Below are 13,190 nucleotides of genomic sequence, written 5' to 3' on the forward strand. Positions count from 1 at the left end.
GCAGCGGTGAGCCTGGAAGGGATTTTGCAATGACGAAGAGTCCGACTGGTAATCAGACTTGGATTTCAGACTGGCGCCCCGAAGATGAGGCGTTCTGGAATGCGACTGGCAAGACTATCGCGCGACGCAACCTGATCTGGTCGATCGTGGCCGAACATATCGGCTTCTCGGTCTGGCTGATCTGGAGCATCGTCACCACCAAACTGCCGCAGGCGGGCTTCCACTACACCACCGACCAGCTGTTCCAGCTCGTCGCTGTGCCCGGGCTGATCGGCGCGTTGATGCGCTTTCCCTACACCTTCGCGGTGACGACCTTCGGCGGCCGCAACTGGACCATCTTCAGCGCGGCGATCCTGTTCATTCCGACGCTCTCGCTGGCCTATTTCGTCGGTCAGCCCGGCACGCCGTTCTGGCTGATGCTGCTGATTGCTTCGACCGCCGGTCTCGGCGGCGGCAATTTTGCCTCCAGCATGACCAACATCTCGTTCTTCTTCCCCGACCGGATGAAGGGCTGGGCGCTGGGACTGAATGCAGCCGGCGGCAATATCGGCGTCTCCAGCGTGCAGCTGCTGACTCCGATCCTGATGACGCTCGCCGTCATCAACCTGTTCCAGGCAACGCCAGTCGATGGTGTCTTTCTTCAGAACGCCGGCCTGATGTGGGTGCTGCCGATCGCGATCGCGGTCTTCGGCGCGGTGTTCTTCATGAACAACCTGACCACGGCCAAGTCGTCGATCAAGAACCAGCTCGCCGTGGTCAAGCGCAAGCATACCTGGATTATGGCGTACCTCTATATCGGCACGTTCGGCTCCTTCATCGGCTACTCGGCTGCATTTCCGCTGTTGATCAAGACCCAGTTCCCGCAAGTCACAATTGCGATCGCGTTCCTGGGACCGCTGGTCGGTTCGTTGTCGCGGCCGCTCGGCGGCTGGCTTGCCGACAGGATCGGCGGCTCGGTGATCACGTTCTGGAATTTCATCGTGATGGCAGGCGCCACGATCGGCGTGCTCTATTTCGTCGGGCACAAGGATTTCATCGGCTTCCTGTCGATGTTCCTGGTCCTGTTCGTGACGACGGGAATCGGCAACGGTTCGACCTACCGCATGATCCCCTCGATCTTCCGCGAGCAGAATTTGTTCAGGGTGCGCGGCAAGGGCGATGCGGAGCGCGCGGTCGCCTTGAAGACGGCGAGCATCGAGAGCGGTGCCGCGGTCGGCTTCATCGGCGCGGTCGGCGCAGTCGGCGGCTATCTGATCCCGACCGGATTCGGCAAGTCGATCGCCCTGACCGGCGGGCCGCAGCTCGCGCTCGCGATCTATCTCGGCTTCTACGCCTCCTGCCTCGCGCTGACCTGGTGGTTCTATCTGCGTCGCAGCCCGCAAGGTGAGGGCGCCTCAAGCCTTGCCGGCGCGCGAGTTTAACACTTGGTACGAATCTCGCTTCTCCCCGTACGCGGGGAGAAGCATTGCCCGACAGTTTGACAATGAACCTGGTTCGCAATGGCGCGCACCAAGGCAAACCCAACAGGCAGGAGAACATCATGACGCAAGAACAGATCACCCTCGTCCAACAGAGCTTTGCCAAGGTCGCGCCGATTTCCGCGCAGGCCGCGGTGCTGTTCTACGATCGCCTGTTCGAGGTGGCGCCGTCCGTGCGCGCGATGTTTCCCGAGGACATGACCGAGCAGCGCAAGAAGCTGATGGGCATGCTCGCCGCCGTCGTCGGCGGTCTGTCGAACCTGGACTCGATTCTTCCCGCGGCCTCGGCGCTTGCGAAGCGTCACGTCGGCTACGGCGCCAAGGCCGAGCACTACCCGGTGGTCGGCGCGACCTTGCTGTGGACCCTGGAGAAGGGCCTCGGCGAAGCCTGGACGCCCGAACTGGCTACCGCCTGGACCGACGCCTACGGCGTATTGTCCGGCTACATGATTTCCGAGGCCTACGGCGCACAGCCGCAGGCCGCCGAATAGGAGATGCGTTGTGAGTGAACCGCTGGTCATCGTCGGTAACGGTATGGCGGCCGCGCGTCTGGTCGACGAGCTCGCCAAGACCTCGCTCGGCCGCTACGCGGTCGCCGTGATCGGCGAAGAGCCGCGGCTCGCTTACAACCGCGTTCTGCTCTCCTCCGTGCTGGCCGGCGAAACCGGTTCGCACGAGATCGAGCTCCGGCCCGCCGACTGGTGGCGCCATCGCGGCGTCACGGTGCGCTACGGCTATCGCGTCACCGAGATCGACACCGGCCGACGCGAGCTCAAGATCGAAGGCGAAGAGAGTATGGAATACTCCAAGCTCGTGCTCGCCGTCGGCTCGACGCCGCTGCGGCTCAACGTGCCCGGCGCCGACCTTTCCGGCGTGCACACCTTTCGCGACACCCGCGACGTCGATCTGCTGCTGACGCTCGCTGCCGCCAGGAAGCGCGTCGTCGTGGTCGGCGGCGGTCTGCTCGGACTCGAAGCGGCTTACGGCCTCGCCAAGGCCGGAGCGCCCGTGACGCTGCTGCACCTGATGGACCGGCTGATGGAGCGCCAGCTCGATGCCCCCGCCGCCGACCTGCTCAAGACATTGGTCGAGCGCAAGGGCATTCGCATCGTGCTCAATGCATCCACAGCCCGCATCCATGGCGAGGGTCATGTCGAAGCGGTCGAGCTTGCCGACGGCAGCCGCATCGAGGCCGATGCCGTGATCTTCGCCGCCGGCATCAGGCCCAACATTGCGCTCGCAAAGGACGCCGGCATCGCCGTCAATCGTGGCATCGTCGTCAACGATGAGATGCAGACGGCGTCACCAGATATCTACGCGCTCGGCGAATGCGCCGAGCATCGCGGCATCTGCTACGGCCTGGTCGAACCCGCCTACGAGCAGGCACGCGTGCTGGCGCGACACCTTGCCGGCCGTCCCGCGGCCTATCAGGGCAGCGTGGTCTCGACCAATCTGAAGGTGTCGGGCGTCAGCGTATTTTCCGCCGGCGACTTCATGGGCGGGGAGGGCAGCGAGAGCCTCGTGTTGTCAGACCGCAGGCGCGGCACCTACAAGAAGCTCGTCATCGCCGAGGGCCGGCTCACTGGCGCTCTGTTGATCGGCGATACCGTCGATGCGCTCTGGTATCTCGAACTGATCCGCAGTCGCGAAAAGGTGGCGGCCATCCGCGCCGACATGATATTCGGCCGCGCGCTCGCGCGTCCCTCCAAAGCGGCTTGATAGAGGCGGCTTGATATGACGGCGATCGATCCCACGCTCCGCGCCACCAAGACGACCTGTCCGTATTGCGGCGTCGGCTGCGGCGTGCTGGCGACGCCAGACGGCAAGGGCGGCGCGGCGATCGCAGGCGATCCCGATCATCCTGCCAATTTCGGCCGGCTGTGCTCCAAGGGCTCGGCGCTCGGCGAGACCGTCGGGCTCGAAAGCCGGCTGCTCTATCCGATGATCCGCTGCAAGGGCGTGCTCGAACGCGTCGCCTGGAGCGATGCGCTCGATCACGTCGCCCACCGCATGAAGCACATCGTCGCGCGCGACGGCGCCGACGCGGTCGCATTCTATCTCTCGGGCCAACTGCTGACCGAGGACTATTACGTCGCCAACAAGCTGATGAAGGGCTTTGTCGGCACGGCCAACGTCGACACCAATTCGCGGCTCTGCATGTCGTCCTCGGTCGCCGGTCACCGCCGCGCCTTCGGCGCCGACACCGTACCCGGCTGCTACGAGGATCTCGACCAGGCCGATCTGCTGGTGTTCGTCGGCTCGAATGCCGCCTGGTGCCACCCCGTGCTGTTCCAGCGCATGTTGAAGAACCGTGGGGAGCGCGGCGCCCGCATGATCGTGATCGATCCGCGCCGCACCGACACCGCGACCGACGTCGATCTGTTCCTGGGTCTGAAGCCCGGCACCGACACGGCGCTGTTTTCCGGCCTGTTCGTTCACCTCGCCGACAATGGTGCGCTCGATCAGGACTACATCGCGCAAAACACGTCGGGCTTTGACGACGCTCTGGCGCGCGCCCGCAGCATTGCCGGCAGCGTCACCGCGACCGCACTGGCGACCGGCCTTTCCGAGCAGGACGTTGCCACCTTCTTCAAGATGTTCCGCGACACGCCCCGCGTCGTCACGCTGTACTCGCAAGGTGTCAACCAGTCGGCGCAGGGTACCGACAAGGTCAACGCGATCTTGAACTGCCATCTCGCAACGGGGCGCATCGGCAAGCCAGGTGCCTCGCCGTTTTCGCTCACCGGCCAGCCCAACGCGATGGGCGGCCGCGAGGTCGGCGGCCTCGCCAACCAGCTCGCCGCACACATGAACTTCACGCCGCCCGACATCGATCGCGTGCGGCGGTTCTGGAAAGCGCCGCGCATTGCCACCCATGAAGGGTTGAAGGCGGTGCAGCTGTTCGAAGCCATCAACCGCGGCGAGGTCAAGGCCCTCTGGGTGATGGGCACCAACCCCGCGGTCTCGCTGCCCGATGCCGACTTCGTGCGCGAGGCGCTGAAGAAGCTCGAGCTGTTCGTGGTCTCCGAGAACGTGCTCTCCAACGACACCGTCGAGGTCGGACCGCACGTGCTGCTGCCCGCGCTCGCCTGGGGCGAAAAGTCGGGCACCGTGACCAATTCCGAGCGCCGGATCTCGCGCCAGCGCTCGTTCCTGCCGGCGCCCGGCGAGGCGCGGCCGGACTGGTGGATCCTGAGCGAAACCGCAAAGCGCCTCGGCTTCGGCGACAGCTTTAATTACAAATCCGCAGCCGACATCTTTCGCGAGCACGCCGCGCTCTCCGCGTTCGAGAACGATGGCAGCCGCGACTTCGACATCGGCGCGCTGACCTCGCTGTCGGACGATGCGTTTGACGCCTTGAAGCCCGTGCAGTGGCCCGCGCGCCAGGGCGAGGCGCCCGGCGAGCGCTTCTTCGCGGCCGGCGGGTTCTTCACCAATGACGGCAAGGGCCGCTTCGTCGCGCCGGAGGTGCCGGCGCTGCGTGGCGAGACCGGACCGTCGCGACCGCTGCGGCTCAACACCGGCCGCATCCGCGACCAGTGGCACACCATGACGCGCACGGGCCTCAGCCAGCGGCTCGGCGCGCATCTGCCCGAGCCGTTCGTCGAGATTCATCCCGATGACGCCAACAAATACAACGTCGTCCACGACGGCTATGCCCGCATCACCACCGACTACGGCCAGTGCACCCTCAAGGTCGTCGTCAGCGACCGGCAGCAGCGCGGCACGCTATTCGCGCCGATCCACTGGAGTGCGATGAACGCCTCGCACGGTCGCGTGGGGGCGCTGGTCGCACCGTTCACCGATCCGTTCTCGGGACAGCCGGAGTCCAAGGCGACACCGGCCGCGATCTCGCCCTATGAATACGTCTTCCGCGGCTTTGCGTTGTCGCGCAAGCAGCTGGAGCTGCCGCCGAACCTGATGTGGACCCGCGTCACTGTTGCCGGCGGCTTCGGCTATCTCTTCGCCGACAATGCGGATCTGTCGCGCTGGCCGGCCTGGCTCGAAGGCGTTGCCGGCGAGGACGTCGCCGACTATCGCGACTTCGGCGGCGGCGTATATCGCGCAGCGTCGTTTGCGGGCGACCGCATCGAAACCTGCCTGTTCGTCGGCCCCGCGCATGACGCCGGCGACTGGGAGGTGGTGAAGAGCCTGTTCGTGGCCGACAATGTCACCGACGAGCAGCGGCGCATGCTGCTGTCCGGCAAGTCGAGCGAGGGCGCGGCTTCGACCGGCCCCGTCGTCTGCGCCTGCTTCGGCGTCGGCCGCGGCACCATCTGCGACACCATCGCCGCAGGCGCGCGCACAGCGGCCGAGATCGGCACAAAGCTCAAGGCCGGCACCAATTGCGGCTCCTGCATTCCTGAACTGAAGCGCCTGATCGCGACGACCGAGGTGGCTCCAGTGAAGCAGGCGAAGGTCGCGGGCGCCGCGGGGTAGGGGCGCTTTCTCGGTCGTCGCCGAATACTCCGCCGTCATCGCCCGGCTTGACCGGGCGATCCAGTACGCCGAGACGCCTGTGATCAAGCGGTAAGGCCACGGCGTACTGGATTCCCCGCCTTCGCGGGGAATGACAGCGAGGGCGGGGCGCTACGCCTCAGCCCAATCGACGCACGCCCCATTGTGCCCTATGTTGCCGCGCTCTCCCCCATCAACAACGACAACAACAACAATGATGTACCTGGAAACGCCGCCGCGCCTGATCGAGACCAGGCTCTTTTCCGCCATGCCAGACAAATTCCGCCGCAAAGGCGAGCGGACGGATTGGGCCGATGCCAACCGGCCGGGCGTGCCGACGGACTCCTTCATCGAAGGGCCGTCGTTCGACAGGGATGGCAATCTCTACATCGTCGACATTCCGCTCGGCCGGATCTTCCGCATTGCGCCCGACGGCGAGTGGTCGTTGGCGATTGAATATGAAGGCTGGCCGAACGGGCTGAAAATCGCGGCCGACGGCCGCATCCTGGTCGCCGACTACAGGCACGGCATCATGGAGTTCGACGCCAACGCGGGGCGCGTGGCGCCGGTGCTGACCTCGCGCAATTCGGAATCCTTCCGCGGCTGCAACGACCTGCATCTCGCGTCCAACGGCGATATCTATTTCACCGACCAGGGGCAGACCGGCCTGCATGACCCCAGCGGCCGTGTCTATCGCCTGACGCCAGGCGGCCGCCTGGATTGCCTGATCGACACCGGCATCAGTCCGAACGGTCTGGTGCTCGATCCAACCGAGACCGTGCTGTTCGTCGCGATGACGCGCGACAACGCGGTGTGGCGGTTGCCTTTCATGAAGGACGGCAGCGTGTCGAAGGTCGGCCGCTTCTGTTCGCTGTTCGGTACCAGCGGCCCCGATGGCTTGACCATGGATGCCAAGGGCCGTCTGTTCGTCGGCCACGCATCGCTCGGCCATGTCTTCGTGTTCGCGCCCAACGGCGAATTGATCGCGCGGGTGAAGTCGTGTGCCGGGCCGAACTGCACCAATGTCGCGATTGGTGGCGCGAACAAAGATCAGCTCTACATCACGGAATCTGCGACCGGTAGCGTACTGGTCGCTGACATCGGCGGATTGAACTCTTGAGCTCGATGGCGGTTGCCTGAGCGAACGAGTGGTATCGGAGCAAATATGAACACGAACCCCTTCGGCAAAACCGGCGCCAGCGTCTCTGTCATCGGGCAGGGCACCTGGTATCTCGACCACGGCGATCGCAAGCGCGCGATCGCGGCGCTTCAGCGCGGGCTCGATCTCGGCATGACCCACATCGACACTGCCGAGATGTATGGCGACGCCGAGCTCGTCATTGCCGATGCGATCGCGGGGCGACGCGACGAGGTGTTCCTCGTGTCAAAGGTGCTGCCGAGCAACGCCTCGCGCCGCGGAACCATCACCGCCTGTGAGCGCTCGCTGAAGCGGCTGAAGACGGATCGGCTCGACTGCTATCTGCTGCATTGGCGCGGCTCGTATCCGCTGGAGGACACTGTGGCCGCGTTCGAGGAACTGGTGAAGGCCGGCAAGATCAAATCCTGGGGTGTCTCCAATTTCGATGCCGATGATCTCGACGAGATGCTCGACGCTGCCGGCGAAGGCCGCATCGCCTGCAATCAGGTGCTCTATCATCTGAGGGAACGCGCGATCGAGCACGCGGTGATCCCGTGGTGCGAACAGCATGGTGTCGCCGTGGTCGCCTATTCGCCGTTCGGCCACGACGATTTCCCTGCGAGCAACAGCAAGGGCGGTGCAGTGCTGGCGCGCATCGCGGAGGCGCGTCGCGCAACGCCGCGCCAGGTCGCGCTGAGCTTCCTCACCCGTGCGACTACGGTGTTCGCCATCCCGAAGGCGTCGTCCGCGGAACACGCCGGCGAAAATGCCGCGGCCGGCGATCTCGTGCTGACGAAAGACGAGATCGCGGCGCTCGATGCGGCGTTTCCGCGCGGTCCGAAGCCGCGCGGCCTGCCCATGCTGTAGTGCACAAACGCCTATTATTAATGGAGTCTTGACGCGCGCGGACGTGAGCGCATATCGGCATCCTGTTTTCGGAAGTTGTGAAAGCGGCGCAATTATCGTTTTTTACGATCATTCCCGATTCGCATCTCCTAGGTTCCAGCCGTGACCCCGCCGCCCGCCGCAGCCGCAAGGCTCGACAGTATTCCCATGCCCATGCCGGAAAAGAAGCCGCAGGCGCGCCGCGCGCCGGCGCGCGTCGATCATCCCCTCAAGGGCATCGCGCTGGTGCTGCTGTCGACGATCTTTCTCGGCTGCTCCGATGTCACCGCGAAATATTTGTCGTCGAGCCTGCCGTCGATCGAGATCACCTGGATCCGCTTCGTAACGTTCGCGCTGATGTTCACGCCGGTAATGCTGCCGGGCTCGCCGCTTCATGCCATGCGCACCGAGCGCCTCGGCCTGCAGCTGATGCGCGGCGCGGCATTGCTCGGCTCTTCGCTGTTCTTCATCACCGGCCTGAGCTTCCTGCCGATCGCGGAAGCGTCCGCGACCGGGTTCGTCTCGCCACTGTTCGTCACCGCGCTCTCGATCGTGTTCCTGAGCGAGAAGGTGGGCATGCGCCGCTGGATCGCCACCGCGATCGGCTTGACGGGCGTGATGATCATCCTGCGCCCGGGCTCCAGCGCGTTTCACGCCGCCGCGTTCTTCCCGATCGTCTCGGCGTTCTGCTGGGCTGCGGCGCTGATCCTGACGCGCATGATGAGCGGGCGCGAAGCCGTCCTCATCACCATGGCCTATTCGGCGCTGACGGGCGTTGCGATCCTCTCCCTGATGGTACCGTTCGTCTGGGTCACGCCGACCTGGACCGCGATCGGGCTTGGCATCGTGATCGGCGTCGCCTCCACCGTCGGCCAATGGATCATCGTCCTGGCCTATCGCTACGGCGATGCCTCGGTGCTGGCGCCGTTCTCCTACACACAGTTGCTCTGGGTCAGCATTTTGGGCTTCTTCCTGTTCGGCGAAGTGCCTGATGTCTGGACCGTCACCGGTGCAGCCTTCATCGTCGCCAGCGGCCTCTACATCGCCCATCGGGAGCGCATCCGTCGCGCCCAGCTCCTGATCATGGAAGAGCGTTCCCCGAACCCCTGACGCAAGTTCACGCGTCCGCTTCGTGCTATCAATGGCTCCAACAAGCCGGGAGGAGCCGAATGCGCGCTGCGATTTTCAGGAACGGTGAGATTGTCGTCGACCGGATGGCGGAGCCAAAGCCCGGCCCCGGCCAGGTGCTGGTCAAGACGCTCGCATGCGGCATCTGCGGCTCCGACCTGCATGCGCGCCAGCACGCCCACCGCATGGTGGAGATGGCGCGGAAGACCGGCCGCAAGCCGATGGACCTCGCCCGCGACGTCGTGTTCGGCCATGAGTTCTGCTGCGAGATCGTCGATTTCGGCCCGGGCACTGTGCGCAAGCTCAAGCCGGGCACGCGCGTGTGCTCGCTGCCGGCCCTCGTGACGCCGCAGGGCATCGAGGGCATCGGCTATTCCAACGAAAATATTGGCGGCTATGCCGAGGCGATGCTACTGAGCGAAGCGCTGCTGCTCGAGGTACCCAACGGTCTCGCGCCGGAGCATGCCGCGCTCACCGAACCGCTCGCGGTCGGCGTTCACGCCGTCGCCAAGGCCAATATCCGAGGCGGCGAAGTGCCGCTCGTGATCGGCTGCGGCCCGGTCGGGCTCGCGGTGATTGCGGCGCTGAAGCTCAAGGGCCTGCATCCGATCGTCGCGGCCGACTATTCGCCGGCGCGGCGCGCGCTTGCGGCAAAACTCGGCGCCGATATCGTCGTGGATCCAAGGGTGTCGCAGCCCTATGCGATCTGGGCCGAGCATGCGCAAATGTCGGACGCGGAAAAGGCGGCGCGCCCGCCGTTCCAGGCGATGCTGCCCGCGCTGAAGCCCGCGATCATCTTCGAATGCGTCGGCGTGCCTGGTCTGTTGCAGCAGGTGTTCGAAGGCGCGCCGCGCGATGCCAGGATCGTCGTGGTCGGCGTCTGCATGGAGACCGACAGGAGCGAGCCCATGCTCGGCATCATGAAGGAGCTCAACGTTCAGTACGTGCTCGGCTACACGCCGGACGAATTCGCAGCTTCGCTGCGCCTGATCGCGGAAGGGAAGGTGGATGCGGCTGCGATGGTGACGGCCGAGATCGGCATCGATGGCGTCGCAAAGGCTTTCGCCGATCTCGCCAATCCTGAAGCGCACACCAAGATCATCGTGCAGCCGTGGCGATGATGCCTCACACCGGTAGCGCGATCGAATATTTCACCTGGCTGAGCGCGAAGCTCGACTCGATCGAGGCGATGCCGTCGAGCCGGGTCAGCTTGGTCTTGAGGAAGGTCTCGTAGGAGGCGAGGTCGGCTGCGACGACGCGCAAAAGATAGTCGCGGTTGCCGGTCATCAGGTAGCATTCCAGCACCTCGTCCCATTTCGAGATCGCGCGCGCGAAGCGGTTGAGGTCCTCCTCCTTCTGCCGCGCCAGCTTGATCGAGATGAAGACGCTGACATGCAGCCCCAGCGCCTTCTGGTCGACGGTCGCGATGTAGCGCGAGATGACGCCGCGTTCCTCGAGCAGTTTGACCCGGCGATGGCAGGGCGACACCGACAGCCCGACCTTATCGGCCAGCTCCTGCATGGTCAGCCGGCTGTCGTTCTGGAGGTAGCTGAGGATTTTTCGGTCGATGGCGTCGAGGGCGGGCATTGGGATGAACCTGTCGTTTTTACCGATCCGATTGGTAAGATATCCCAATATGGGCTGGTACTGCGCGAAAAATTGAGAAGTTTGGCGCTTCCGGCAGGGGTATCATCGGCACCTGTTTTCCGGGAGCATTGCCATGCCCGTTGATATCGCCCGCCTCGACACATTGACCGCGCTCGCCCGCAAGGCGCTGTGGCTGTCGTCATGGACCATCCATCACGCCAACCACGTCCGCGCGAACGCGGACGGCCTCAAGGTTGGGGGACATCAGGCCTCGTCGGCCTCGCTCGCAACCATCATGTCGGCGCTGTATTTCCACGTGCTGAAGCCCGAGGATCGCGTCGCGGTGAAGCCGCATGCGAGCCCGGTGTTCCACGCCATCCAGTATCTGTTCGGCCGGCAGAGCCGCGAGAAGCTGGAGAATTTCCGCGGCTTCAAGGGCGCGCAGTCCTATCCCTCGCGCACCAAGGACGTCGACGACGTCGATTTCTCCACGGGCTCGGTCGGCCTCGGCGTCGCGCAGACGCTGTTCGCCTCGCTGGTGCAGGACTACGTCAAGGCACATGGCTGGATGAAGGATCGCCGCGAAGGGCGGATGATTGCGCTGGTCGGCGACGCCGAGATGGACGAGGGCAACATCTTCGAGGCGCTGGCGGAAGGCTGGAAGCACGGCCTGCGCAACACCTGGTGGGTGGTCGACTACAACAGGCAGTCGCTGGACGCCGTCGTCCGCGAAGGCCTCTGGGAAAAGTTCGAGACCGTATTCCGCAATTTCGGCTGGGACGTGGTGATCGTGAAATACGGCCGCCTGATGCGCGAGGCCTTTGCCGAAGCTGGCGGCGAGGCGTTGAAGCGCTGGATCGACAATTGCCCGAACGCGCTCTACGCCGCCTTGTGTTTTCAGGGCGGCGCGGCGTTCCGCAAACATCTTCACGATGAGATCGGCGATCAGGGCCCCATCACCAAACTGATCGACAGGCGCGGCGACGACGAGCTGCTGGCGCTGATGTCGAACCTCGGCGGCCATGACATGGCGAGCATGCTGGACGCCTTCGAATCCATCGACCACGATCGCCCGGTCTGCTTCATCGCCTACACCATCAAGGGCGTCGGCCTGCCGTTCCAGGGCCACAAGGACAATCACGCCGGCCTGATGACGGTCGCGCAGATGGAGAAATATCGCGACAGCCAGAACATCCGGCCCGGACACGAGTGGGACAGATACGAGGGCCTCGCGCAAAGTTCCGCCGAGTTCGACGCCTTCCTTGCGCGCGTGCCGTTCAACCAGGACGGCCGCCGGCTCACCGCGCCTGTTATCGAGGTGCCGTCGCAGCTCGCCTTCAAGCCGGCGCCGCAGATGTCGACCCAGCAGGGTTTTGGGCTGGTGCTGAACGAGATCGCGCGCGGCGACAGCGAGCTTGCCAGGCGCATCGTGACGACGTCGCCTGACGTTACCGTCTCGACCAATCTCGGTCCGTGGGTGAACCGGCGCGGCCTGTTTGCGCGCGGCGAGAAGGCGGACTTATTCCGCAGCGAGAAAATTCCATCCACCTTCAACTGGGACTTCTCGCCCAAGGGCCAGCATCTCGAGCTCGGCATCGCCGAGATGAACCTGTTCATCATGCTCTCGGCGCTCGGCCTGTCGCACCAGATCAACGGCGAGCGGCTGCTGCCGGTCGGCACGCTCTACGATCCCTTCATCGAGCGCGGTCTCGATGCGCTGAACTATGCCTGCTACCAGGATGCACGCTTCATGGTGGCGGCAACGCCGTCGGGCATCACGCTGGCGCCCGAAGGCGGCGCGCACCAGTCGATCGCGACGCCCTTGATCGGCATGGCGCAGGACGGCCTCGCCTCGTTCGAGCCTGCCTTCGTCGACGAGCTCGCCGTGATCATGGGGTGGGGTTTCAACCATATGCAGCGCGATCCGGGCGAGGGCGGCTCGGTCTATTTGCGGCTCTCGACGCGCTCGATCGAGCAGGCGCAGCGGATCATGACGCCGGAGCTCGCGCAGGGCATCACCGACGGCGCCTATTGGCTGCGCAAGCCGGGCCCCAATGCCGAAGCCGTCATCGCCTATACCGGCGCAGTTGCGCCGGAAGCGATCGAAGCGACCGGCTTCATCGGCGAGAGCCGGCGCGACATCGGCCTGCTCGCGATCATGTCCGCAGATCGTCTGCATGCGGGGTGGACCGCCGCACGGAAATTGCGCCGTGATCGGCGCGGCGTGCAGCATCTCAGCCACATCGAAAAACTGCTCGCGCCGCTGCCGCGCGACTGCGGCATCGTGACCGTGATCGACGGACATCCGGCGGCGCTCGGCTGGCTCGGCAGCGTCCGCGGCCATCGCGTCGAGGCACTCGGCGTCGAGCAGTTCGGCCAGACCGGCACCATCGCCGATCTCTACCGCCACTACGGCATCGACGCCAACGCCATCATCGATGCGGCCGAAAGCCTCACCACCGGCGCGCCGGTGCTGCATCGGAAGATGGCTGTGTAGTTCGTCATCCCGGCCTAGC

Annotated in this window: 10 protein-coding genes; 9 read left to right on the forward strand and 1 reads right to left on the reverse strand. The window is 64.9% G+C overall.

The window, feature by feature from the left end; genetic code table 11:
* The first annotated feature begins 29 nt into the window (after nucleotides 1-29).
* The 8 genes from ABIB91_RS18005 to ABIB91_RS18040 all read left to right on the forward strand — a co-directional run bounded on the left by ABIB91_RS18005 (nucleotide 30) and on the right by ABIB91_RS18040 (nucleotide 10,208).
* Nucleotides 30-1,421, forward strand: a complete 1,392-nt coding sequence (locus tag ABIB91_RS18005) for an MFS transporter (protein WP_354163145.1) — start codon at nucleotides 30-32, stop codon at nucleotides 1,419-1,421.
* 119 nt (nucleotides 1,422-1,540) lie between these two features.
* On the forward strand, nucleotides 1,541-1,969 hold the full coding sequence (locus ABIB91_RS18010; RefSeq protein ID WP_354163143.1) for a globin family protein: 429 nt from the start codon (nucleotides 1,541-1,543) through the stop codon (nucleotides 1,967-1,969).
* A 10-nt stretch (nucleotides 1,970-1,979) separates the two neighbouring features.
* A complete protein-coding gene (locus ABIB91_RS18015; protein WP_354163140.1) occupies nucleotides 1,980-3,197 on the forward strand; it encodes an NAD(P)/FAD-dependent oxidoreductase in 1,218 nt (405 codons plus the stop codon).
* Between the two features lie 15 nt (nucleotides 3,198-3,212).
* Complete coding sequence (locus ABIB91_RS18020; RefSeq protein WP_354163137.1) at nucleotides 3,213-5,918, forward strand: molybdopterin-dependent oxidoreductase; 2,706 nt, start codon at nucleotides 3,213-3,215, stop codon at nucleotides 5,916-5,918.
* Nucleotides 5,919-6,153: 235 nt separating this feature from the next.
* Nucleotides 6,154-7,056 (forward strand): SMP-30/gluconolactonase/LRE family protein, encoded by a 903-nt coding sequence (locus ABIB91_RS18025; RefSeq protein WP_354163347.1) that lies wholly within the window; start codon nucleotides 6,154-6,156, stop codon nucleotides 7,054-7,056.
* Nucleotides 7,057-7,101: 45 nt separating this feature from the next.
* The gene (locus ABIB91_RS18030) at nucleotides 7,102-7,941 is read left to right on the forward strand and encodes an aldo/keto reductase (protein WP_354163134.1); all 840 of its coding nucleotides are present in this window, start codon (nucleotides 7,102-7,104) and stop codon (nucleotides 7,939-7,941) included.
* A 186-nt stretch (nucleotides 7,942-8,127) separates the two neighbouring features.
* Entirely contained in the window at nucleotides 8,128-9,069 is a 942-nt protein-coding gene (locus tag ABIB91_RS18035; protein ID WP_354163344.1) for a DMT family transporter, read from the forward strand.
* Nucleotides 9,070-9,128: 59 nt separating this feature from the next.
* Nucleotides 9,129-10,208: a zinc-binding dehydrogenase gene (locus tag ABIB91_RS18040; RefSeq protein ID WP_354163131.1), complete on the forward strand. Its 1,080-nt coding sequence runs from the start codon at nucleotides 9,129-9,131 to the stop codon at nucleotides 10,206-10,208.
* A gap of 4 nt (nucleotides 10,209-10,212) precedes the next feature.
* Here the strand turns inward: ABIB91_RS18040 and ABIB91_RS18045 are convergent, their stop codons facing one another.
* Nucleotides 10,213-10,674, reverse strand: a complete 462-nt coding sequence (locus ABIB91_RS18045) for an Lrp/AsnC family transcriptional regulator (RefSeq protein WP_007593935.1) — start codon at nucleotides 10,672-10,674, stop codon at nucleotides 10,213-10,215.
* Nucleotides 10,675-10,807: 133 nt separating this feature from the next.
* Here ABIB91_RS18045 and ABIB91_RS18050 point away from each other — a divergent pair, with 133 nt between their 5' ends.
* Entirely contained in the window at nucleotides 10,808-13,171 is a 2,364-nt protein-coding gene (locus tag ABIB91_RS18050; protein WP_354163128.1) for a thiamine pyrophosphate-binding protein, read from the forward strand.
* Nucleotides 13,172-13,190: the final 19 nt, after the last annotated feature.

It is taken from the genome of Bradyrhizobium sp. JR4.3 (genome assembly GCF_040547695.1).
GTDB classification, from domain to species: domain Bacteria; phylum Pseudomonadota; class Alphaproteobacteria; order Rhizobiales; family Xanthobacteraceae; genus Bradyrhizobium; species Bradyrhizobium canariense.

What these genes read in the sequence shown, in the direction of transcription:
- ABIB91_RS18040 (WP_354163131.1), top strand. Translation starts at nt 9,129, where the DNA reads ATGCGCGCTGCGATTTTCAGGAACGGTGAGATTGTCGTCGACCGGATG.
- ABIB91_RS18050 (WP_354163128.1), top strand. Translation starts at nt 10,808, where the DNA reads ATGCCCGTTGATATCGCCCGCCTCGACACATTGACCGCGCTCGCCCGC.
- ABIB91_RS18010 (WP_354163143.1), top strand. Translation starts at nt 1,541, where the DNA reads ATGACGCAAGAACAGATCACCCTCGTCCAACAGAGCTTTGCCAAGGTC.
- ABIB91_RS18045 (WP_007593935.1), bottom strand. Translation starts at nt 10,674, where the DNA reads ATGCCCGCCCTCGACGCCATCGACCGAAAAATCCTCAGCTACCTCCAG.
- ABIB91_RS18035 (WP_354163344.1), top strand. Translation starts at nt 8,128, where the DNA reads ATGCCCATGCCGGAAAAGAAGCCGCAGGCGCGCCGCGCGCCGGCGCGC.
- ABIB91_RS18030 (WP_354163134.1), top strand. Translation starts at nt 7,102, where the DNA reads ATGAACACGAACCCCTTCGGCAAAACCGGCGCCAGCGTCTCTGTCATC.
- ABIB91_RS18020 (WP_354163137.1), top strand. Translation starts at nt 3,213, where the DNA reads ATGACGGCGATCGATCCCACGCTCCGCGCCACCAAGACGACCTGTCCG.
- ABIB91_RS18005 (WP_354163145.1), top strand. Translation starts at nt 30, where the DNA reads ATGACGAAGAGTCCGACTGGTAATCAGACTTGGATTTCAGACTGGCGC.
- ABIB91_RS18025 (WP_354163347.1), top strand. Translation starts at nt 6,154, where the DNA reads ATGTACCTGGAAACGCCGCCGCGCCTGATCGAGACCAGGCTCTTTTCC.